Annotated in this window: 20 protein-coding genes; 16 read left to right on the top strand and 4 right to left on the bottom strand. The window is 71.1% G+C overall.

Annotated elements, in window-relative coordinates:
- Positions 1-49 precede the first annotated feature (49 nt).
- Positions 50-1,315, top strand: a complete 1,266-nt coding sequence (locus ACFW9D_RS04650) for a hypothetical protein (protein WP_384617730.1) — start codon at positions 50-52, stop codon at positions 1,313-1,315.
- Positions 1,316-1,334: 19 nt separating this feature from the next.
- Here ACFW9D_RS04650 and ACFW9D_RS04645 read toward each other — a convergent pair whose 3' ends face one another.
- Both ACFW9D_RS04645 and ACFW9D_RS04640 read right to left on the bottom strand, forming a co-directional pair.
- Entirely contained in the window at positions 1,335-2,663 is a 1,329-nt protein-coding gene (locus ACFW9D_RS04645) for a D-arabinono-1,4-lactone oxidase (RefSeq protein ID WP_384617727.1), read from the bottom strand.
- Positions 2,614-3,867: an MFS transporter gene (locus tag ACFW9D_RS04640; protein WP_188336407.1), complete on the bottom strand. Its 1,254-nt coding sequence runs from the start codon at positions 3,865-3,867 to the stop codon at positions 2,614-2,616. Before ACFW9D_RS04640 ends, ACFW9D_RS04645 begins: the two co-directional genes overlap by 50 nt.
- Before the next feature lie 161 nt (positions 3,868-4,028).
- Here ACFW9D_RS04640 and ACFW9D_RS04635 point away from each other — a divergent pair, with 161 nt between their 5' ends.
- A complete protein-coding gene (locus ACFW9D_RS04635) occupies positions 4,029-5,168 on the top strand; it encodes a ferrochelatase (protein ID WP_384617726.1) in 1,140 nt (379 codons plus the stop codon).
- Positions 5,169-5,178: 10 nt separating this feature from the next.
- Positions 5,179-5,994 (top strand): inositol monophosphatase family protein, encoded by an 816-nt coding sequence (locus tag ACFW9D_RS04630; protein ID WP_384617723.1) that lies wholly within the window; start codon positions 5,179-5,181, stop codon positions 5,992-5,994.
- A gap of 105 nt (positions 5,995-6,099) precedes the next feature.
- Here ACFW9D_RS04630 and ACFW9D_RS04625 read toward each other — a convergent pair whose 3' ends face one another.
- The gene (locus tag ACFW9D_RS04625) at positions 6,100-6,264 is read right to left on the bottom strand and encodes a hypothetical protein (RefSeq protein ID WP_188336404.1); all 165 of its coding nucleotides are present in this window, start codon (positions 6,262-6,264) and stop codon (positions 6,100-6,102) included.
- A gap of 327 nt (positions 6,265-6,591) precedes the next feature.
- On the opposite strand from ACFW9D_RS04625, the gene ACFW9D_RS04620 reads away from it, so the two are divergent.
- The 4 genes from ACFW9D_RS04620 to ACFW9D_RS04605 all read left to right on the top strand — a co-directional run bounded on the left by ACFW9D_RS04620 (position 6,592) and on the right by ACFW9D_RS04605 (position 10,224).
- On the top strand, positions 6,592-7,245 hold the full coding sequence (locus ACFW9D_RS04620) for a response regulator transcription factor (RefSeq protein WP_188336403.1): 654 nt from the start codon (positions 6,592-6,594) through the stop codon (positions 7,243-7,245).
- A gap of 7 nt (positions 7,246-7,252) precedes the next feature.
- Positions 7,253-8,494: a sensor histidine kinase gene (locus tag ACFW9D_RS04615; RefSeq protein WP_384617720.1), complete on the top strand. Its 1,242-nt coding sequence runs from the start codon at positions 7,253-7,255 to the stop codon at positions 8,492-8,494.
- A gap of 427 nt (positions 8,495-8,921) precedes the next feature.
- A complete protein-coding gene (locus ACFW9D_RS04610; protein ID WP_018535993.1) occupies positions 8,922-9,218 on the top strand; it encodes a DUF4193 domain-containing protein in 297 nt (98 codons plus the stop codon).
- 13 nt (positions 9,219-9,231) lie between these two features.
- Positions 9,232-10,224 (top strand): hypothetical protein, encoded by a 993-nt coding sequence (locus tag ACFW9D_RS04605; RefSeq protein ID WP_188336401.1) that lies wholly within the window; start codon positions 9,232-9,234, stop codon positions 10,222-10,224.
- A 52-nt stretch (positions 10,225-10,276) separates the two neighbouring features.
- On the opposite strand, the gene ACFW9D_RS04600 is transcribed toward ACFW9D_RS04605, so the two are convergent.
- A complete protein-coding gene (locus tag ACFW9D_RS04600) occupies positions 10,277-10,726 on the bottom strand; it encodes a DUF3093 domain-containing protein (RefSeq protein ID WP_384617718.1) in 450 nt (149 codons plus the stop codon).
- A gap of 58 nt (positions 10,727-10,784) precedes the next feature.
- Between ACFW9D_RS04600 and ACFW9D_RS04595 the strand changes: the two genes are divergently transcribed.
- The 9 genes from ACFW9D_RS04595 to ACFW9D_RS04555 all read left to right on the top strand — a co-directional run bounded on the left by ACFW9D_RS04595 (position 10,785) and on the right by ACFW9D_RS04555 (position 19,700).
- Positions 10,785-11,369 carry a PaaI family thioesterase gene (locus ACFW9D_RS04595; protein ID WP_188336399.1) on the top strand — a complete coding sequence of 195 codons (585 nt, stop codon included), beginning with the start codon at positions 10,785-10,787 and terminating at the stop codon, positions 11,367-11,369.
- On the top strand, positions 11,366-11,911 hold the full coding sequence (gene dut / locus ACFW9D_RS04590) for a dUTP diphosphatase (protein WP_384617717.1): 546 nt from the start codon (positions 11,366-11,368) through the stop codon (positions 11,909-11,911). The genes ACFW9D_RS04595 and dut overlap by 4 nt, the downstream gene beginning before the upstream one ends.
- A 1-nt stretch (position 11,912) precedes the next feature.
- Positions 11,913-12,677 carry a DUF3710 domain-containing protein gene (locus ACFW9D_RS04585; RefSeq protein ID WP_384617715.1) on the top strand — a complete coding sequence of 255 codons (765 nt, stop codon included), beginning with the start codon at positions 11,913-11,915 and terminating at the stop codon, positions 12,675-12,677.
- A gap of 254 nt (positions 12,678-12,931) precedes the next feature.
- Complete coding sequence (locus tag ACFW9D_RS04580) at positions 12,932-14,149, top strand: alginate lyase family protein (protein ID WP_384617713.1); 1,218 nt, start codon at positions 12,932-12,934, stop codon at positions 14,147-14,149.
- Between the two features lie 126 nt (positions 14,150-14,275).
- Positions 14,276-15,010: an ABC transporter ATP-binding protein gene (locus ACFW9D_RS04575; protein WP_384617711.1), complete on the top strand. Its 735-nt coding sequence runs from the start codon at positions 14,276-14,278 to the stop codon at positions 15,008-15,010.
- A 135-nt stretch (positions 15,011-15,145) separates the two neighbouring features.
- A complete protein-coding gene (locus ACFW9D_RS04570; protein WP_384617709.1) occupies positions 15,146-17,716 on the top strand; it encodes an ATP-binding protein in 2,571 nt (856 codons plus the stop codon).
- Positions 17,713-18,396 carry a response regulator gene (locus ACFW9D_RS04565; RefSeq protein WP_188336393.1) on the top strand — a complete coding sequence of 228 codons (684 nt, stop codon included), beginning with the start codon at positions 17,713-17,715 and terminating at the stop codon, positions 18,394-18,396. Before ACFW9D_RS04570 ends, ACFW9D_RS04565 begins: the two co-directional genes overlap by 4 nt.
- A gap of 83 nt (positions 18,397-18,479) precedes the next feature.
- A complete protein-coding gene (locus ACFW9D_RS04560) occupies positions 18,480-18,890 on the top strand; it encodes an OB-fold nucleic acid binding domain-containing protein (RefSeq protein WP_188336392.1) in 411 nt (136 codons plus the stop codon).
- 3 nt (positions 18,891-18,893) lie between these two features.
- Positions 18,894-19,700 carry a DUF3159 domain-containing protein gene (locus tag ACFW9D_RS04555; RefSeq protein WP_188336391.1) on the top strand — a complete coding sequence of 269 codons (807 nt, stop codon included), beginning with the start codon at positions 18,894-18,896 and terminating at the stop codon, positions 19,698-19,700.
- Positions 19,701-19,777: the final 77 nt, after the last annotated feature.

Genomic DNA, 19,777 nt, shown 5'->3' with positions numbered 1-19,777 from the left:
CTTCCTGTGTATTGGGCGTTATGTCGAGAAAGGCAGGCAAGATCCACAGATGGGCGAGAAGCCGGAGAACTCCAAAGACGGTCAGGACGAGGTCAAGGAGAAGAAGCGGCTGGATCTGAGCGTGCCTCAGGTGGCGGGCAGTGCGGTCGCCGCCGTCGTGGCCGCGAAACTCGCCTCCAGCTTCGGTGTCTACGGGACGATCCTCGGCGCCGGTGTCGTGAGTGCCCTCGCGACCTGCGGAGGCACCGTGTTCCAGCACTTCTTCAAGCGGACCGGCGAGCAGATACGTGACGCCGCGGTCCAGACGAAGCCGAAGGGCCGTCAGGTACCCGTCACCGCGGAAGGGCGTCCGGTGCCCCGGACCTTCCGCTCCGACGCCTCCATGGACGCCACGCAGGTCATGACCTCCAAGAAGGCCGTCGCGACCGGCGTCCCGCAGCCCGCCGCCGGTGTGCTGCCCACCACCACGACCTGGGGCCGCCCCTCCGGCGCCGACGACGACGCCTGGCCGGCCGACGAGGACGGCACCCGGATCCTCGACACCGGAGCCGTCGCCGATCTCCTGCCCGACGACCCCGAGAGCGATCCGGAACGGACGCGGCTGCTCGGCACGGCAGACCCGGAGCGCACCCAGCTTTTGGCCGCGAGCCCCGTCGACGAGGCGACCCGCCTGCTCAGGACCGCCGACGCCGGCCCGTACGACCCGTCCGGCCCGCTCTCTCCCGCCGAGCCGGAGCTCGCGGGCACGGGCGACGAGTTCACCGAGGGCACGGTTCATCGCTCCCGCGTCAAGAGCTGGAAGCGGCCGTTGATCGCCGCCGCACTCGTGTTCGGCGTCACCATGGGCGGCATCACCACGTACGAGCTCGTGTCCGGCCACAGCTTCAACGGAGACAGCGGGAGCACCACGTTCCGCGACGCCTTCACCGGCCATGGGAAGTCCTCCGGCGACGACACCCCCGCGCCCGGCACGTCCACGCGACCGTCCGACGGCAGCAGCACCGGCACCGAGGACAGCACGCGGCAGCAGGACGGCGGCGCGGCCCAGGACGGCCCGGCCGACCCGTCGCCGAGCGGCAGCACCGGCAAGGGGAGCGGCACCGACCCGGACAGCGGAGCCGGCACGGGCACCGGCTCGGGCGACGACTCCGGTACGGACCCGGGGACGGGCTCCGACGACGAGGGCGCCTCCACGAGCCCGACGCCCACGCCCACCCCGTCGCAGAGCGCGGGATCCGGTACGGGCGACGAGGGCTCGGCCACCGGAGCCGCCGAGGGCGCCGCCGGCGCCGGGGGACAGCCGGCCGCCCAGTAGGGGCGGGCCGGCCGCGTCGTCAGTCGCCCAGGACCCGGCGCAGGTAGGCGTTGCCGAACAGACGGTCCGGGTCGAGCCGGTCGCGCAGCGCCGTGAACTCGCCGAAGCGCGGGTACGCCGACGCGAAGTACTCGGCGTCGCGCGTGTGCACTTTGCCCCAGTGCGGGCGCCCCTCATGGGCCGTGAAGATCTGCTCCGCGGCCGTGAAGTACCGCTGGTACGGGGTGCCCTTGTACATGTGGACCGCGATGTACGCGCTGTCCCGGCCGGACGCCGTCGACAGCGTGATGTCGTCGGCCGGGGCCGTGCGCACCTCGACGGGGAAGCTGATCCGCAGGTTCGAGCGGTCCACCATGGACTTCAGCTCGCGCAGCGTGTCCACCAGGGCCGCGCGCGGAACCGCGTACTCCATCTCCACGAAGCGGACCCGGCGCGGGGATGTGAAGACCTTGTAGGGAATGTCCGTGTACGTCCGGGCCGACAGGGCCTTGCTGGAGATCTTGGCGATCGCCGGGATCGTGGCGGGCACCGCGCGGCCGATCGAATTGACCACCTGGAACAGGCCGTTGGACAGCAGCTCGTCCTCGACGAAGCCGCTCACCCTCGACACCGGGGCCTCCGGGCCCGCGCTGCGGTTGTTGCGCTTGGTGTTGCAGTTGCCCGTGTGCGGGAACCAGTAGAACTCGAAGTGCTCGTTCTCCGCGTGGAGCTCGTCGAAGTCGGCGAGGACGCGGTCGAACGCCATCGGCTCCTCGCGCGCGGTGAGCAGGAAGAGCGGCTCCACGGCGAAGGTGAGGGCCGTGACGATGCCGAGCGCGCCGATGCCGAGCCGCGCGGCCGCGAAGACCTCGGGATTCTCCTTCTCGGAGCAGGTCAGCAGTTCGCCGCTCGCCGTGACCAGCTCGAGGCCCTTGATCTGCGCCGAGATCGAGGCCGAGTCGCGGCCCGTGCCGTGCGTGCCGGTGCTCGTCGCCCCGGAGACGGTCTGCTCCATGATGTCGCCCATGTTCGTGAGCGACAGACCCTCGCGCGCCAGGGCCATGTTGAGCCTCTTGAGCGGAGTGCCGGCCTCGACGGTGACCGTGCCGTTCTCCCGGTCGATGCCGCGGATGCCCGTCAACAGTTGAGGGCGGATCAACACCCCGTCGGTAGCGGCTGCCGCGGTGAACGAGTGACCGGTGCCGACGGCCTTCACCTTCAGGCCGTCCTCGGCGGCCCGGCGCACGGCCTCGGTCAGTTCCTCGACCGAGGCGGGCGTCACCTCGCGCACCGGGCGGGAGACGACGTTCCCCGCCCAGTTACGCCACGCTTCGCCGCTCTTCGTGCTGCCCGTCTGCGCCGTGCTCATCGGAAGTCCCTCCCCGCTGCGGAACCGGCTGCTGCAGCCGGCGATAGCCGAGGAGCGCGACGACGACCGCGACGGCGCCCGAGACTCCGGGCACCCCGTACCCGGCCTTCGCGCCGGCGGCGTCGATCACCCAGCCGGCCGCGGAGGAACCGAGCGCGACACCGACCGCGAGTCCGGTGCTCACCCAGGTCATGCCCTCGGTCAGTTTCGCGCGTGGTACGTGCTGTTCGACGAGGGCCATCGTCGTGATCATCGTCGGTGCGACGGACAGGCCCGCAACGAAGAGCGCCACGGCCAGGAACGGCAGGCCCCCGACCAGTTGGAGGGGGATCATACTCACGGCCATCGCGACGACTCCCACCAGCCACCTGCGGGCGGGAGCCCCCTTGAAGTGCAGCAGCCCGAAGAGGGCGCCCGCGAGACAGGACCCGGCCGCGTACAGGGCGAGCACGACACTGGCCATCGACTTGTGCCCGCGCTCCTCGGCGAAGGCCACCGTCACCACGTCGACCGCCCCGAAGATCGCGCCCGTCGCCACGAAGGTGGCCACCAGCACCTGCAGGCCGCCCGCGCGGAGCGCCGAACCGCCGTTGTGCTGTTCGCGCGGGTGCGGCGTGGGCTCCGTGGCCCGCTGGGCGGTCAGCCAGAAGACGCCGACCGCGAGGAAACACGCCGCCAGGAGCGGGCCCGCCTCCGGGAACCAGGCGGTGGACAGACCGATCGAGATGATCGGCCCGAAGATGAAGCACACCTCGTCGATGACCGACTCGAACGAGTACGCGGTGTGCAACTGCCGCGGCGTCTCCGAGTACAGCGACGCCCACCGCGCCCGGATCATCGACCCGACGCTCGGCACACAGCCGATGAACGCGCAGCTCACGAAGAGCGTCCAGTCCGGCGCCGCGTACTTCGCGCACAACAGGAGCGCCGCGGCCGCCACCAGGGACACCAGTGTGACCGGGCGCAGCACCCGGCGCTGCCCGTGCCGGTCCACGAGCCGTGAGATCTGAGGGCCGATGGCCGCCGCCGACAGCGCGACGGTCGCCGACAGGGCTCCCGCGAGCCCGTAACGCCCGGTCAGCTGCGAGATCATCGTGACGATCCCGATGCCCATCATCGACAGGGGCATCCGGCCCAGGAACCCGGCCACCGAGAAGCTCTTGGTGCCGGGGAGGGCGAAAATGGCGCGGTACGGGCTGGGCAACTCGACTCCGGTCAGGCGTCGTCCAGGCACACCGCAGCGCGGCTCGGCGGGGCCGGACGTAAGGGGTAAGGCGTAAGTGCAGCTGATACAGCTTACGCGTGTCACGGAGCGGTGGCATGGCGGTTCCCCGCCTGTCGGTGGCGGGTGGCAGGATCGAAGCCATGCCAGACGCGCACGCTGCCACCCCGGACGCCCGCCCCTACGACGCCCTGCTGCTGCTCTCCTTCGGCGGCCCCGAAGGCCCTGACGACGTCGTCCCGTTCCTGGAGAACGTGACGAAGGGCCGCGGCATCCCCAAGGAGCGGCTCAAGGAGGTCGGACAGCACTACTTCCGGTTCGGTGGCGTCAGCCCCATCAACGAGCAGAACAGGGCCCTGCTGGACGCCCTGCGCAAGGACTTCGCCGACCACGGCCTGGACCTCCCGGTGTACTGGGGGAACAGGAACTGGTCGCCCTACCTGACCGACGTCCTGCGCGACATGGCCACCGCCGGCCACCGCCGCATCCTCGTCCTGGCCACCAGCGCGTACGCCTCGTACTCGGGCTGCCGCCAGTACCGGGAGAACCTGGCGGACGCGCTCGCCACCCTGGAGGCCGAGGGCCGGGAGCTGCCGCGCGTCGACAAGCTGCGCCACTACTTCAACCACCCGGGCTTCGTGCGCCCCATGGTGGACGGCGTCCTGAAGTCGCTCGCCGACCTGCCCGACGACGTGCGCGACGGCGCCCACATCGCGTTCACCACGCACTCCATCCCCACCGCCGCGGCCGACACCTCCGGCACCGTCGAGGACCACGGGGACGGCGGCGCGTACGTGAAGCAGCACCTGGACGTCGCGCGGCTGATCGCCGACGCCGTGCGCGAGGAGACGGGCGTCGACCACCCCTGGCAGCTCGTCTACCAGTCCCGCTCCGGCGCCCCGAGCATCCCCTGGCTCGAGCCCGACATCTGCGACCACCTGGAGGAGCGGCACGAGGCCGGGGTCCCGGCCGTCGTCATGGCCCCCATCGGGTTCGTCTCGGACCACATGGAGGTCCTCTACGACCTCGACACCGAGGCCACCGCCAAGGCCGCCGAGCTCGGCCTGCCCGTGCGCCGCTCCGCCACCGTGGGCGCCGACCCCCGCTTCGCCGCCGCCGTGCGCGACCTGGTCCTGGAGCGGGCCGCCTCGGAGAGCGACCGACAGGTCACCCCCTGCGCCCTCGGCGCGCTCGGCGCGAGCCACGACCTGTGCCCCGTGGGCTGCTGCCCGGCCCGCACCCCCAAGCCCGCCGCCGCGGGCGCCGACAGCCCGTACGCGTAAGGACGGCCACGTGACCGACGACAGGGCCCCCGAGGGCCTCACCGCAGAACTGCTCGACGTCGCCCTGGAGGCCGCCGCCCGCGCGGGCGTCTTCCTGCGCGAGGGCCGGCCCGCCGACCTCGGCGTCGCCGCCACCAAGACCAGCGCCGTCGACGTCGTCACCGAGATGGACATCGCGTCCGAGAAGCTGATCACGGACTACCTGGCCGAGCGCCGCCCCGACGACGGGGTGCTCGGCGAGGAGGGCGCCGCCACCCAGGGCACCACCGGCGTCGAATGGGTGATCGACCCCATCGACGGAACAGTCAACTACCTGTACGGGCGCCCCGATTGGTCCGTCTCCATCGCCGCCCGCAAGGACGGCGAGACCGTCGTCGGCGTCGTCGCCGCACCCCTGCGCGGCGAGACCTACCGCGCGGTCCTCGGCGAGGGCGCGTACGTGAACGACCGCCCCGCCCACGCGCGCGTGGCGCCCCCCTTCGAGCAGGCCCTGGTCGGCACCGGCTTCGGCTACCTGGAGTCACGCCGCGTCCACCAGGCCGACGTCGTACGCCAGTTGATCCCGCGCGTGCGCGACATCCGGCGCGGCGGCTCCGCGGCCATCGACCTGTGCGACGTCGCCACGGGCCGGCTCGACGCGTACTACGAGCGCGGACTGAACCCCTGGGACTACGCCGCAGGAGAGCTCATCGCGCGCGAGGCGGGCGCGCTCACCGGCGGGCGTCCCGGCGTCCCCGTGTCGCCCGAGCTCGCGATCGCCGCGCCGCCCGGCCTGTTCGAGCCGCTCCAGGCCTGGCTGGAAGCGCTCGGCGCCTGGCACGACTGAGCCACCGGCCCAGGACACGCGTGAGGGCCCCGGCGCCCGCCTGGATCGAACCAGGCGCCGGGGCCCTCACGCGTGCTCACTGCGTTCACTGCGAAGCGCTGACGCTCAGGCGTGGATCTCCACGCCGTGCTCGGCGGCGAGACGACGCAGGTCGTCCAGCTCGCCCTGCTCGACCTCGGCAAGGAAGTCGTCGCCGGTCTCGCGCGCCCGCGTCAGGTCGGTCTCGGCCGCCCTTATGCGCTGCAGAAGTCCTGCGGTGAATGCGTCCATGGTTGCGCCCCCTCGTCCTGGGTCGTGGGTCGGTGGCACGGGGGTGTGCCCGGTGGAAGGGGCGATCACGTCCCGAAACGCCTTACGGGAAGCGGCTCGTGGCATGCCACATACAAAGCGTGATCGCGGGTGTAAACCCGTCCTCCCCGTGCTTCCTCCCGCGGAAACCTCAACCCCACGAGAAAAACCGGCATTCCCGGGGCCTCACACCGCCTTACAGCCGGTTTATGGCCGAAAGGGGCAGGATGGTGACTCACACCCCGTGACCGAACCTGCCCGTGTGCGCCCGAGCGCTGCCCGCAGGTGACCAGAGGAAGGACAAGCGACGTGCGCGTACTCGTCGTCGAGGACGAGCAGCTGCTCGCCGATGCGGTGGCCACCGGACTGCGCCGGGAGGCCATGGCCGTCGACGTCGTGTACGACGGTGCGGCCGCCCTGGAGCGCATCGGCGTCAACGACTACGACGTGGTCGTCCTCGACCGCGACCTCCCGCTCGTGCACGGCGACGACGTCGCCCGCAAGATCGTCGAGCTGGGCATGCCCACCCGCATCCTGATGCTCACCGCCTCCGGCGACGTCAGCGACCGCGTGGAGGGCCTGGAGCTGGGCGCCGACGACTACCTCCCCAAGCCCTTCGCGTTCAGCGAGCTGACGGCCCGCGTGCGGGCGCTCGGCCGCCGCACGAGCGTGCCCCTGCCGCCCGTCCTGGAGCGCGCCGGCATCAAGCTCGACCCGAACCGCCGGGAGGTCTTCCGCGACGGCAAGGAGGTCCAGCTCGCGCCCAAGGAGTTCGCCGTCCTGGAGGTCCTGCTGCGCAGCGAGGGCGCCGTCGTCTCGGCGGAGCAGCTCCTCGAGAAGGCCTGGGACGAGAACACGGACCCGTTCACGAACGTCGTGCGCGTCACCGTCATGACCCTGCGCCGCAAGCTCGGCGAGCCCGCCGTCATCGTCACCGTGCCCGGCTCGGGCTACCGGATCTGAGTTCTCCATGGCCGCCACCCCCGCGCCCCCCTCGGCGCCCCCGAAACCGACCTGGAAGCCAGGGGCGAAGGACGAACCGCCCTTCCCCTGGCTCCGGCCCACGATCCGCATAAGGCTCACGCTGCTCTACGGCGGCATGTTCCTGATCGCGGGCATCCTGCTCCTCTCGATCATCTACCTGCTCGCCGCCCAGGCCCTGAACGTGGGCAGCGAGCTCCCCTTCAAGATCGTCGAAGGCACGGTCTCCAGCAGCGTCTGCAACATTCCGGACGGCACCAAGCTCCCGGCCAGCGAGCTGAACAGCGCGCTGAACGACTGCGTCGCCCAGCAGCGCAACCACGCGCTGGACGTCCTGCTGAGCCGCTCCCTCATGGCGCTGCTCGGCCTCGCGGTCATCGCGTTCGCCTTCGGGTACGCGATGGCGGGCCGTGTGCTGTCCCCGCTGGGCCGCATCACGCGCACCGCGCGCCGCGTGGCCGGCACGGACCTGTCGCGCCGCATCGAGCTGGACGGCCCGGACGACGAGCTCAAGGAGCTGTCCGACACCTTCGACGAGATGCTCGACCGCCTGGAGCGGGCCTTCACGGCCCAGCAGCGCTTCGTGGGGAACGCGTCGCACGAGCTGCGCACGCCCCTGGCGATCAACCGCACCCTCCTGGAGGTCCACCTCTCCGATCCCGGCGCCCCCGTGGAGCTCCAGCAGCTCGGCAAGACACTCCTCGCGACCAACGAGCGCAGTGAGCAGCTCGTGGAGGGCCTGCTCCTGCTCGCCCGCAGCGACAACCAGATCGTCGAGCGCAAGCCCGTGGACCTGGCGGAGGTCGCCTCGCAGGCGATCGACCAGGCCCGGGCCGAGGCCGACGAGAAGGGTGTGGAGATCCGCGGGGAGCGCAAGGAGGCGGTCGTCCAGGGCAACGGCGTACTCCTGGAGCGCATCGCGCTGAACCTGGTGCAGAACGCGATCCGGTACAACGTCCGCGAGGGCGGCTGGGTCCAGGTCGACACCGAGGCCCAGCACGGCCAGGCGGTCCTCGTCGTGGCCAACACGGGCCCCGTGGTCCCCGCCTACGAGATCGACAACCTCTTCGAGCCGTTCCGACGGCTGCGCACCGAGCGCACCGGCAGCGACAAGGGAGTGGGCCTCGGTCTGTCCATCGCCCGGTCCGTGGCCCGGGCGCACGGCGGCCGGATCACCGCCACACCCCGCGAGGGGGGTGGGCTCGTGATGCGCGTCACCCTGCCGATCTAGAGGCGTTCGATGTGCGGCGCGCCTGTGGATCTGACATGCTTCCGCCGACGCGCTGGAGGAGTTCGCTTTTAGCGGAATTTTCGGGACCTGCACCCGGGGAGTCCGTGTGTGATCGATCACATGGGCGAATTTCCGGCCATCCACGCTCTGTGAGCGCACGGGCCTTCGGAAAGCCGGGAAAATCCGGGTTTTCGGGCGCCCTGATCACGGGAAGTACACGGGATGGCGCCTGTGCGGTGCGTTGATCGGACCGTGTACGGTCCCGTTCGCCACCCAAGCCGATCACTCAAGAGGAGTCCGGTTGGGTGTCGATTGAGTAACAGACCTTGATGTGAGGCAAAATCTCCGCCTCAGGTCGGGCACAAGTCCGGCCTCTCATGCGTTACGTGCGCTGAGACACCGCATACACCCAGAGGGGGAGAGCGACATGGCAACGGATTACGACACCCCACGTAAGACCGATGACGACCTCAACGAGGACAGCATCGAAGAACTGAAGTCCCGGCGGAACGACAAGTCCGCGTCGAACGTCGACGTGGACGAGTTCGAGGCGGCCGAGGGCCTGGAGCTTCCGGGCGCCGACCTCTCGAACGAGGAGCTGGCCGTCCGCGTCCTGCCCAAGCAGCAGGACGAGTTCACCTGCATGAGCTGCTTCCTGGTGCACCACCGCAGCCAGCTCGCGCGGGAGAAGAACGGTCAGCCGATCTGCCGCGACTGCGACTGAGGCAGGGTCGGGCATGACCGGCTCGACCCCGCCCTGGAAGCGCCTGACCCGGAAGAAGGACGACCCGGGGACGGCACAAGGCCCGTCCGAGGCCGTGCGCGAAGACGAGCGAGGCTCTTCACCCTTCGAAGACGCCTCGCTCGAATCAGCGGACGACCGGCAGACGGCGGGCGCCCCGACGGCCACCGGCACGGTGGACCTGCGCTCAGCGGGTCACAGCGCCGTGACCCGGCCCGAGGAGCCGCCCGCCAGAAGCCGTACGGCGGCCGTGAGGGACGGCATACGCAGAAGCGGCAGCGCCGCACGGACAGGCATCTCCAAGAGCGGCAGCGCCGCGCGTACGGGGATCGTCAGAAGCGGTGCCGCCGCCAAGGCCGGTATCGGCTACATCGCCGACCGGATCATCGACAACGCGCCACGGGTCCCCGTCCGGGACCTGGCCACGCTCCGCCGGCAGTTCCCGGGCCTCGGCCCCGAGAAGCTCGCGGACAAGCTCGTCATGGGCGCGGCCAACGCCTCGTCCACCGTGGGCGCGGGAGTCGGCGCCGCCGCCATGCTGCCCGTACCGCCCGCGATGCCGACCGAGCTCGCTGCCGAGATCACCGGAGTCGCCGCGATCGAGCTCAAGCTCATCGCCGAGCTCCACGAGGTCTACGGACTGCGCCCGCCCGGCGGTCTGAAAGAGCGCACCAGCGCCTATCTGACCTCCTGGACGGAGGAGCGCGGCATCGACGTGTCCAAACCGATGACGATCAACGCGGCGCTCGGCGGCCAGATGAAGCGCGAGCTCCGCCAGCAGATCATGAAGCGCATGGTGCGGAACCTGCCGAGCCTGACGCCGTTCATGGTCGGCGCGGCCGTCGGCGCGGTCATGAACCGCCGGGACACCAAGAAGCTCGCCGAGCGCGTGCGCAAGGACCTCAGGCGCCTCCAGGTGCCCTGGGACGCCCTGCCCGAGCTGCCGGCCCTGGACGTCCCGAAGGACGCCCTGGAGATCGAGGACTGAGTCCGGGCACCCGCCCGGCCCGTCCGGCCACCCGGCCCGCGGCCCTCGCGCGTCAGCCCCGGCGCAGCGCCTTCGCCAGCGCCTCGGGCTCCCGGGTCGACACATAGACGTACGGCGTCGGATCGGTCGGATCGGTGACCTCCGCACGCACCGCCGTCGGCACGTAGCTGCGCAGCAGCATGAAGGCGCGCGGATCGGACTTGTACGTGCGCCAGGCGCGCGCCTCCTCCGCGTCCAGGACCTCCACGTCACCCAGCGCCGCCAGCGGGATCTTCGCGTCGCCCGCGATCAGCGCGTCACCCACGACGCGGACCCGCACGGAGCCGTACGAGCTGGTGATCACGGCCGCGAAGAGCAGGCCGCCGACGAAGCCGCCGAGCAGCGGCAGCGTGCCGAAGGGCAGCAGCGTCAGGCCGCACGCGACGCCCGCCAGGAACGTGACGAGCCACCACGCGCGCGGGGCGGTGAGGCGTTCTTCGTAAGGCGTCGTCGAGAGCTCCATGCGCTCAAGCTTGGCACGATGCGTGAACGCACTGGACGCGCGGGTAAGGTCTGCGCCTGTGAGTGGTACTTCAGCAGCTCTGACGCCCCCCGCCGACGCCATAGCGCCGGTGCGGCACCCCGACGCCCCCGCCCCCGGCTCGCTCATCGGCGCGCACTACGGGCACTGTTTCGGCTGCGGCGGCGAGCAGCCGCACGGGCTGCATCTGGCGGCGCGGGCCGGTGACGGCGTCAACGTCACCGCCGAGTTCACCGTGCGCCCCGCGCACCAGGGAGCGCCCGGGCTCGCCCACGGCGGGCTGCTCGCGACCGCGCTCGACGAGACGCTCGGCTCGCTGAACTGGCTGATCCAGACCATCGCCGTGACCGGCCGTCTCGAGACGGACTACGTGCGTCCGGTGCCCGTGGACACCGTGCTGCACCTGTCCGCCGAGATCACCGCCATCGCGGGCCGCAAGATCTACTCGACCGCGACCGGCCGGATCGGCGGCCCCGACGGGCCCGTCGCGGTCCGGGCCGACGCCCTCTTCATCGAGGTCAAGGTCGACCACTTCATCGAGAACGGCCGCGAGGAAGAGATCCAGGCGGCCATGAGCGACCCGGACCAGATCCGGCGTGCCCGTGCCTTCGAGGTGAACCCGTGACGCACCAGCCCCTCGACGTGCTCATCACGCGCGTCGACCCCGACGTACCGCTGCCCGCGTACGCGCACCCCGGAGACGCCGGCGCGGACCTGCGCACCACCGAGGCGTGCGAGCTCGCCCCCGGCGAGCGGGCCGTCCTGCCGACGGGTGTTTCCATCGCCCTGCCCGAGGGGTACGCGGCCTTCGTGCACCCACGGTCCGGTCTCGCCGCACGCTGCGGTGTCGCCCTGGTGAATGCCCCAGGGACGGTGGATGCCGGGTACCGTGGAGAGATCAAGGTGATCGTGGTGAATCTCGACCCGCGCGAGAGCGTGCGGTTCGAGCGCTTCGACCGGATTGCCCAACTGGTCGTCCAGCAGGTCGAGAGGGTGCGCTTCCACGAGGTGGCGCAGCTTCCCGACTCGGTGCGGGCCGAGGGGGGATTCGGGTCCACCGGCGGACACGCCTCTGTGGGCGGCTCCACCGGCGCCCATGAGGGCACAGGCGGTCAAAAGGGTGGGAATCGATACGCTTCGGTCGTATCCGACCGGGAAGGACAGTGACGTGTTCGGACGTCGCAAGAAGAACGGCTCCGCTGAAGACGCAGTGGACGCGGCGGGCGAGGCCGAGCAGGTCGACGGCGTCGACACCGGGGTCGACGGGGAGCAGGAGCGTGTGCGGCTCGAGCCCGAGCCGCGTCCCGACGGTCCCTGGGACTCCTCCGAGGTCCGCGAGCCCGGTGAGGGCCGCGTCGATCTCGGCGGGCTCTTCGTCCCCGGCGTGGAGGGCATGGAGCTGCGGGTGGAGGTCGCGGGCGACGCGATCGTCGCCGCGACCGTGGTCCTCCAGGACAGCGCGGTCCAGCTGCAGGCCTTCGCCGCCCCCAAGAAGGAGGGCATCTGGGGCGAGGTCCGCGAGGAGATCGCCGGTGGCATCACTCAGCAGGGTGGTGTGATCGACGAGGTCGAGGGTCCGCTCGGCTGGGAGCTGCGGGCTCAGGTGCCTGTGCAGCTGCCCGACGGCACGGGCGGCTTCCAGGTCGTGCGCTTCGTCGGCGTGGACGGCCCGCGCTGGTTCCTGCGCGGTGTCATCTCCGGCCAGGGCGCGGTGCAGCCGCAGGCTGCCGGCCTGCTGGAGCAGATCTTCAAGGACACCGTCGTCGTGCGCGGTGACGGCCCGATGGCCCCGCGCGACCCGATCGTCCTCAAGCTCCCCGACGACGCGCAGATGGTCGCCGAGGGGGCCGCGCAGGATACCCAGGAGGGCTCGCGCTTCTCCGGCGGCATGGGTCAGCTGGCCCGTGGCCCGGAGATCACCGAGGTCCGCTGACGCGATCGGCGCGCGGGTACCCGCACAGGCACGAGGCCGGGGCCGCACATCCCGAGAGGGTGTGCGGCCCCGGCCGTTTTCGTGTCCGCCCAGGGGCCATGGACCGAAGGTCGGAGGCTGGAGGGGCAGGGGCCTCAACTGCCGTCCCTTCCCGAGCACTTGACGGGATGCTGGTCCGTACCTAGGGTCACCGGCCAGCGCCGTGGTTCACATCGGCGCCCCACGTTCACATACGAGAACGGATGGCCCCCACCATGCAGGCTCGTCACGGAAGACCGCGCACCACCCTGCTTGCCTCCCTCCTCACCTCCGTCGCCTCCGTCACCGCGCTGGTCGCCGGAGCCCTCGCCTGGCCCGGCGCCGACCGCGCCGACGCCGCCCCCGCCGCGTTCGCCCACCCCGGCGTCACCGTCTCCCAGGGGCAGCTGGACTTCGCCAAGGCCAAGATCGACGCCGGTGCCCAGCCCTGGAAGAGCGCCTTCGACCAGATGAAGGCCAGCAAGTACGCCGACCTGAACCGCACGCCCAAGCCCCGGGCGATCGTCGAGTGCGGCTCCTACTCCGACCCCAACTACGGCTGCACGGACGAGCGTGAGGACGCCATCGCCGCGTACACCGACGCGCTCGCCTGGTACTTCACCCGCGACGAGCGCTACGCGAAGAAGTCGATCGCGCTCATGGACGCCTGGTCCGCCACCCTCCAGGACCACACCAACAGCAACGCCCCGCTGCAGACCGGCTGGGCCGGCTCCTCCTGGCCCAAGGCCGCCGAGATCATCAAGTACACGTACACCGGCGGCTGGGCGAACGAGGGCCGCTTCAGGACCATGCTGCGCGACGTCTACCTGCCCGAGGTGATCAACGGCTCCAACTCCAACGGCAACTGGGAGCTCACGATGACGGAGGCCGCCGTCGGCATCTCCGTCTTCCTGGAGGACAAGGCCTCGTACGACAAGGCGATGGCCACCTTCCGTACACGCACGCCCGCGTATGTGTACCTGGCCTCGGACGGTGCACTGCCCAAGACGGTGCCGAGTCAACATCTCGACACCAAGGAGAAGATCGTCAAGTATTGGCAAGGCCAGTCCACCTTCGTGACCGGGTTGACGCAGGAGACCTGCCGCGACTTCACCCACACCGGATACGGCATCGCGTCCATCTCCCACATCGCCGAGACCAGCCGTATCCAGGGCCAGGACCTGTACGGCACGGACATCGGCGAGCGGCTGCGCCAGGCGCTCGGCTTCCAGTCCCGCTACGAGCTCGGTGAGACGCCGCCGAGCTGGCTGTGCGGCGGCACCGTGAAGCGCGGCCTCGGGCCCGTCACCGAGATCGGCTACAACGCCCTGCACACCCGCCTGGGCACCGCCATGACCAACACCCAGAAGCTCACCGAACAGCAGCGGCCCGCGGGCTCCAACAACCTGTTCGTCGCCTGGGAGACCCTCACCCACGCGGAGAACCCCGCCTGACCCGCCGGACCTGTCGGAACCCGCCGGCCATGACCGGTCCGAGCTGGTCTCGACCATTGCCCGGCCGGGCGCCCAGCGGCCATACTGGCGCCCGGCCGGGAACGTACGTACGGGGGAGCGGTACCGATGAGCGAGAGCGCCGAGGCGAGAACCACCGTCCTGGAGAAGGACCCACAGGGCCCGATGGTCGTCGTCGAGAACCTGCACCGCTCCTACGGATCCGGCGCCGCCGCCGTCCACGCCCTGCGCGGCGTCTCCTTCGAGATCCCCCGCGGCGAACTCGTCGCGCTCAAGGGACGCTCCGGATCCGGCAAGACGACCCTGCTCAACCTCGTCGGCGGCCTCGACCAGCCGGACAGCGGACGCATCGTCGTCGACGGCCTCGAACTCTCCGGCCTCGGCGAGAACGGCCTCCTGGAGTTGCGCCGCGACCGCATCGGCTTCATCTTCCAGTCCTTCGGACTCATCCCGATCCTCACCGCCGCCGAGAACGTCGGCATCCCCCTGCGGATGCGCGGCGCCGACCCGCGCGAGCGCGAGGAGCGCGTCGACCTGCTGCTCTCCCTCGTCGGCCTCGACGGGCACGCCAAACAGCGGCCCGGCGAGCTCTCCGGCGGCCAGCGCCAGCGCGTCGCCATCGCCCGCGCCCTCGCCAACACCCCCGCCCTGCTCATCGCCGACGAGCCCACCGGACAGCTCGACGCGCAGACCGGGCTCGCCGTCATGGAACTCCTGCGCGCCGTCGTCCGCAGCGAGAACGTCACCGCGCTCGTCGCCACGCACGACGCCACGCTCCTCGACCTCGCCGACCGCGTCCTGGAGCTCAGCGACGGCGAGATCGTCGAGCACGGACGCGCCTGACGCACCCCGCGCACCGCATCAGAGTTCTGTCAAAGAGGCCCGTTCACCAGGCCTCCGTCCCATTTGCGAGAATTCCTGGCCGTAGGGTCGACTCTGCGACACCGTGAGCGGCGGTGACAGGAAGACGATGAGGCCATGGGACGCGGCAAGCTCCGGATCTACCTCGGTTCCGCACCGGGCGTCGGCAAGACCTACGCCATGCTGTCCGAGGCGCACCGCCGGGTCGAGCGCGGCACCGACTGCGTCGTCGCCTTCGTCGAGCACCACGACCGGCCCCGCACCGAGGTGATGCTGCACGGCCTCGAACGGATCCCGCGCCAGGAGATCACCTACCGCGGCGCCGTCTTCCCCGAGATGGACGTCGACGCCGTGCTGCGCCGCGCCCCCGCCGTCGCCCTCGTCGACGAGCTCGCGCACACGAACGTGCCCGGGTCGCGCCACGCCAAGCGCTGGCAGGACGTCGAGGAACTGCTCGCCGCCGGCATCGACGTCATCTCGACCGTCAACATCCAGCACCTGGAATCACTCGGCGACGTCGTCGAATCCATCACAGGCGTACGGCAGCAGGAGACCGTCCCCGACGAGTTCGTCCGCCGCGCCGACCAGATCGAACTCGTCGACATGTCGCCCCAGGCGCTGCGCCGCCGCATGGCGCACGGGAACATCTACCAGCCCGACAAGGTCGACGCGGCCCTGTCCAACTACTTCCGCCCCGGCAACCTCACCGCGCTGCGCGAACTGGCCCTCCTGTGGGTCGCCGACCGCGCCGACGAGTACCTCCAGGAGTACCGCGGCGAGCACAACATCCGCTCCACCTGGCAGGCCCGCGAGCGCATCGTCGTCGGCCTCACCGGCGGACCCGAGGGCCGCACCCTCATCCGGCGCGCCGCGCGGCTCGCCGAGAAGGGCGCCGGCGGCGAGGTCCTCGCCGTCTACATCGCGCGCAGCGACGGCCTGACCGCGGCCTCGCCCAAGGAACTCGCCGTCCAGCGCACCCTCGTCGAGGACCTCGGCGGCACCTTCCACCACGTCGTCGGAGACGACATCCCCGCCGCGCTCCTGGAGTTCGCGCGCGGCGTCAACGCCACCCAGATCGTCCTCGGCTCCTCGCGCCGCAAGACCTGGCAGTACATGTTCGGACCCGGCGTCGGCGCCACCGTCGCGCGCGAGTCCGGGCCCGACCTCGACGTCCACATCGTCACGCACGAGGAGGTCGCCAAGGGCCGCGGACTGCCCGTCGCCCGCGGCGCCCGGCTCGGCCGCTCCCGGATCGTGTGGGGCTGGCTGATCGGCGTCGGCGGCCCGGCGCTGCTCGCGCTCGCCCTCACCCACGTCGACGCCGACCTCGGCCTCGCCAACGACATGCTGCTGTTCCTGGCCCTGACCGTGGCGGCGGCCCTCGTGGGCGGACTGCTGCCGGCGCTGGCCTCGGCCGCGTTCGGCTCCCTGCTCCTGAACTACTTCTTCACCCCGCCCAAACACCTGTTCACCGTCGCCGACCCCAAGAACATCGTCGCCATCGCGATCTTCGTGGGCGTCGCCGTGTCCGTCGCCTCCGTCGTCGACCTGGCCGCCCGCCGCACCCACCAGGCCTCCCGGCTGCGCGCCGAGTCCGAGATCCTGTCCTTCCTCGCGGGCAGCGTGCTGCGCGGCGAGACCAGCCTCGAAGCGCTCCTGGAGCGGGTCCGCGAGACCTTCGCCATGGAGTCCGTCGCCCTCATGGAGCGCGCCGGCGACACCGAGCCCTGGACCGTCGCGGGCAGCGTCGGACCCCACCCGCCCGACCGGCCCGAGGACGCCGACGTCGACATGCCCGTCGGCGGCGGCTACGACATGGTGCTCGCCCTCTCCGGCCGGGTGCTGCCCGCCGAGGACCGCCGCGTGCTCGCCGCGTTCGCCGCTCAGGCCGCCGTCGTGCTCGACCGCCAGCGCCTGCAGTCCGAGGCCGACCGCGCCCGCACCCTCGCCGAGGGCAACCGCATCCGCACCGCCCTCCTCGCCGCCGTCAGCCACGACCTGCGCACCCCGCTCGCCGGTATCAAGGCGTCCGTCTCCTCCCTGCGCTCCGAGGACGTCGACTGGTCGCCCGAGGACCGGGCCGAACTCCTCGCCGGCATCGAGGAGGGCGCGGACCGCCTCGATCACCTCGTCGGCAACCTCCTCGACATGTCAAGGCTCCAGACCGGCACGATCAACCCGTTGATCAGGGAGATCGACCTCGACGAGGTGGTCCCGATGGCCCTGGTCGGCGTACCCGACCCGGAGGCCAGCGTGCAGCTGGACGTGCCCGAGACGCTGCCCATGGTGACCGTCGACAAGGGCCTCCTGGAGCGCGCCGTCGCCAACGTCGTCGAGAACGCCGTCAAGTACAGCCCGCACGACGAACCCGTCCTCGTCTCCGCCAGTGCCCTCGGCGACCGCGTGGAGCTGCGCGTCGTCGACCGCGGGCCCGGCGTCCCGGACGAGGCCAAGGACCGCATCTTCGCCCCGTTCCAGCGCTACGGTGACGCTCCGCGCGGCGCCGGTGTGGGCCTCGGGCTCGCCGTGGCGCGCGGGTTCGCCGAGGCCATGGGCGGCACACTGACCGCGGAGGACACTCCGGGCGGCGGCCTCACCATGGTCCTCACCCTGCGGGCGGCGCCCCGCACCCCCCGGGCGGCGGCCGCCGCACCGGGAGCAGCGACGCAGAGAGGCAGGCACGCATGACCCGGGTGCTCGTGGTCGACGACGAGCCGCAGATCGTCCGCGCCCTCGTCATCAACCTGAAGGCGCGCAAGTACGAGGTGGACGCGGCGGGCGACGGAGCCCAGGCGCTCCAGCTCGCCGCCGCCCGCCACCCCGACGTGGTCGTCCTCGACCTGGGCCTGCCCGACATGGACGGCGTCGAGGTGATCAAGGGACTGCGCGGCTGGACCCGGGTACCGATCCTGGTCCTGTCCGCGCGGCACTCCTCCGACGAGAAGGTGGAGGCCCTCGACGCCGGCGCGGACGACTACGTCACCAAGCCCTTCGGCATGGACGAGCTCCTCGCCCGGCTCCGCGCGGCCGTGCGACGGGCCGAACCCACCGGTGGCGGCGAGGACGAGGGCATCGTCGAGACCGAGGACTTCACGGTGGACATGGCGGCCAAGAAGGTCCACCGCGACGGACGCGACGTCCGGCTCACGCCCACCGAATGGCACCTGCTGGAGGTGCTCGTGCGCAACACCGGGCGCCTGGTGAGCCAGAAGCAGCTCCTCCAGGAGGTGTGGGGCCCCTCCTACGGCACCGAGACCAACTATCTGCGCGTCTACATGGCGCAGCTGCGCCGCAAGCTGGAGACGGACCCCTCGCATCCGCGGCACTTCATCACCGAGCCGGGCATGGGCTACCGCTTCGAGAAGTAGGCCGCACCGGCGTGGGGAGAGGTGGGTCTCACCGGGAAGCGGCCCTTTCCCGCCTGTCCGCGGGCCCGGGTAGGCTTCCTTTCATGAGTGCTGTTCCCCGTTCCGACAGGGCGTCCGAGAAGCCGGCCGGCCGGTTCCGTCGCATGCTCGACCGACTGTCCACCTCCCAGGAGGACCTGGAGTCGGAGGAGCTGCGCGAGGACTCGCAGACCACGGGCTGCACGCGGATCGACCACTGCCAGGACCGACAGATGGTCACCGTAACTGGTACGTTGCGCACGGTGACCCTGCGGCCACGCGCCGGAGTCCCCGCTCTCGAGGCGGAGTTGTTCGACGGCTCGGCCGCGCTGGACGTGGTGTGGCTGGGGCGCCGCTCGATCGTCGGGATCGAGCCGGGCCGCAAGCTCATCGCTTCCGGGCGGGTCTCGATGAGCCATGGCCGTAGGGTGCTCTTCAACCCGAAGTACGAACTCAGACCGCTCGGACGGGAGTAGCCGGTGACGTCGCTCGACAAGCCGACCGATCGTGAACTCGGAGTCGATGCCGATGCCGAGACCGCCGACTCCAAGGCGGTGACCGAGGCCGCGCTCTTCGAGGCCTTCGGCGGCGTGCGGGGCATGGTGGAGACCGTCGCCCCCGGCCTCCTCTTCGTGACCATCTTCACGATCAACAAGGACCTGCGCATGTCGGCCATCGCGGCCGTCGCGGTGTCCCTGGCGCTCGTCGTCGTGCGACTGGTCATGCGGGACACCGTCAAGCACGCCTTCAGCGGCGTCTTCGGCGTCGCCTTCGGTGTCGCCTTCGCGATGATGACGGGCAACGCCAAGGACTTCTACCTCCCCGGCATGCTCTACACGCTGGGCCTCTCCCTCGCGTACATGATCACCACGATCTGCGGGGTGCCGCTCATCGGGCTCATCCTCGGACCGGTGTTCAAGGAGAACCTGTCGTGGCGCACGCGTAACCCCGGCCGCAAGAAGGCCTACGCCAAGGCCAGTTGGGCCTGGGGCCTGATCCTGCTCGCCAAGTGCGCGATCCTCTTCCCGCTCTACTGGTGGGCGGACACCACGCAGTTCGGCTGGGTGCTCGTCGCCCTGAAGATCCCGCCGTTCCTGCTCGCCGTATGGCTCACCTGGGTCTTCCTCGCCAAGGCGCCCGCGCCCATCGACGTGTTCGCGGAGATGGAGGCGGCCGAGGAGGCCGAGGCCGCGCGCAAGGCCGAGATGGAGGCCGCCGGCACCGGCGCCGAGCCGCGGTCCGCCGAACGCAAGAGCGGCGGCGCACGCCACCGCCGCGAGGCCTGAGACGCCCGCGCACCTAACAAAGAGGCCTGAGACGCCCGCGCAACGAACAAAGGGGTGAGCCCCGGCGAGCACTGCTC

Source organism: Streptomyces sp. NPDC059524, from assembly GCF_042749255.1.
In the GTDB taxonomy this organism is placed as follows: Bacteria; Actinomycetota; Actinomycetes; order Streptomycetales; family Streptomycetaceae; genus Streptomyces; species Streptomyces xanthii.
This window is presented reverse-complemented; position numbering and strand designations above follow the sequence as displayed.